Raw genomic sequence first — 2,223 nt, forward strand, 5'->3', positions numbered from 1 at the left:
ACGACAAGTAGGGCGGGACACGTGAAATCCTGTCTGAAGATGGGGGGACCATCCTCCAAGGCTAAATACTCGTGATCGACCGATAGTGAACCAGTACCGTGAGGGAAAGGCGAAAAGAACCCCGGGAGGGGAGTGAAACAGATCCTGAAACCGCATGCATACAAACAGTCGGAGCCTCGCAAGGGGTGACGGCGTACCTTTTGTATAATGGGTCAGCGACTTACATTCAGTGGCAAGCTTAACCGAATAGGGCAGGCGTAGCGAAAGCGAGTCCGAACAGGGCGTTCAGTCGCTGGGTGTAGACCCGAAACCAGGTGATCTATCCATGGCCAGGTTGAAGGCACGGTAACACGTGCTGGAGGACCGAACCCACTAACGTTGAAAAGTTAGGGGATGAGCTGTGGATAGGGGTGAAAGGCTAAACAAACCTGGAAATAGCTGGTTCTCTCCGAAAACTATTTAGGTAGTGCCTCGTGTATCACCTTCGGGGGTAGAGCACTGTCATGGTTGAAGGGTCCATTGCGGATTACTTCGCCATAGCAAACTCCGAATACCGAAGAGTGCAATCACGGGAGACAGACATCGGGTGCTAACGTCCGGTGTCAAGAGGGAAACAACCCAGACCGCCAGCTAAGGTCCCCAAATATGACTAAGTGGGAAACGAAGTGGGAAGGCTAAAACAGTCAGGAGGTTGGCTTAGAAGCAGCCACCCTTTAAAGAAAGCGTAATAGCTCACTGATCGAGTCGTCCTGCGCGGAAGATGTAACGGGGCTAAGTCATATACCGAAGCTGCGGATGCGAGCTAGTCTCGCATGGTAGGAGAGCGTTCCGTAAGCCTGCGAAGGTGCGTTGAAAAGCGTGCTGGAGGTATCGGAAGTGCGAATGCTGACATGAGTAGCGATAAAGGGGGTGAAAGGCCCCCTCGCCGTAAGCCCAAGGTTTCCTACGCAACGTTCATCGGCGTAGGGTGAGTCGGCCCCTAAGGCGAGGCAGAAATGCGTAGCTGATGGGAAGCAGGTCAATATTCCTGCACCATTGTGAAATGCGATGGGGGGACGGATCGCGGAAGGTTGTCCGGGTGTTGGACAGCACTCTGCAAACACGAAAGTGGACGTATAGGGTGTGACGCCTGCCCGGTGCCGGAAGATTAAATGATGGGGTGCAAGCTCTTGATTGAAGTCCCGGTAAACGGCGGCCGTAACTATAACGGTCCTAAGGTAGCGAAATTCCTTGTCGGGTAAGTTCCGACCTGCACGAATGGCGTAACGATGGCCACACTGTCTCCTCCCGAGACTCAGCGAAGTTGAAGTGTTTGTGATGATGCAATCTCCCCGCGGCTAGACGGAAAGACCCCATGAACCTTTACTGTAGCTTTGCATTGGACTTTGAACCGGTTTGTGTAGGATAGGTGGGAGGCTGTGAAGCGGGAACGCTAGTTTCCGTGGAGCCGTCCTTGAAATACCACCCTGATCTGTTTGAGGTTCTAACCTTGGTCCGTAATCCGGATCGGGGACAGTGCATGGTAGGCAGTTTGACTGGGGCGGTCTCCTCCCAAAGGGTAACGGAGGAGTACGAAGGTACGCTAGGTACGGTCGGAAATCGTGCTGATAGTGCAATGGCATAAGCGTGCTTGACTGTGAGACTCACAAGTCGAACAGGTGCGAAAGCAGGTCATAGTGATCCGGTGGTTCTGTATGGAAGGGCCATCGCTCAACGGATAAAAGGTACTCTGGGGATAACAGGCTGATACCGCCCAAGAGTTCATATCGACGGCGGTGTTTGGCACCTCGATGTCGGCTCATCTCATCCTGGGGCTGTAGCCGGTCCCAAGGGTATGGCTGTTCGCCATTTAAAGAGGTACGTGAGCTGGGTTTAAAACGTCGTGAGACAGTTTGGTCCCTATCTGCCGTGGGCGCTGGATATTTGAAGGGACCTGCTCCTAGTACGAGAGGACCGGAGTGGACGAACCTCTGGTGTACCGGTTGTCACGCCAGTGGCATCGCCGGGTAGCTATGTTCGGAAGAGATAACCGCTGAAAGCATCTAAGCGGGAAACTCGCCTTGAGATGAGATATCCCCGGGGCTTCGAGCCCCTTGAAGGGTCGTTCGAGACCAGGACGTTGATAGGTCAGGTGTGGAAGCGCAGTAATGCGTTAAGCTAACTGATACTAATTGCCCGTAAGGCTTGATCCTATAACAGGTGTGCCTCCGCCCCGCGTGGGTG

1 rRNA gene is annotated in these 2,223 nt (G+C 53.7%); it reads left to right on the forward strand.

Features of this window, described 5'->3' with window-relative positions:
* A 23S ribosomal RNA gene (locus tag M3I56_RS40470) occupies positions 1 to 2,192 on the forward strand; the annotation flags it as partial.
* Between the last annotated feature and the right edge of the window lie 31 nt (positions 2,193 to 2,223).

Source organism: Paraburkholderia sp. CNPSo 3281 (assembly GCF_024206515.1).
In the GTDB taxonomy this organism is placed as follows: Bacteria; Pseudomonadota; Gammaproteobacteria; order Burkholderiales; family Burkholderiaceae; genus Paraburkholderia; species Paraburkholderia nodosa.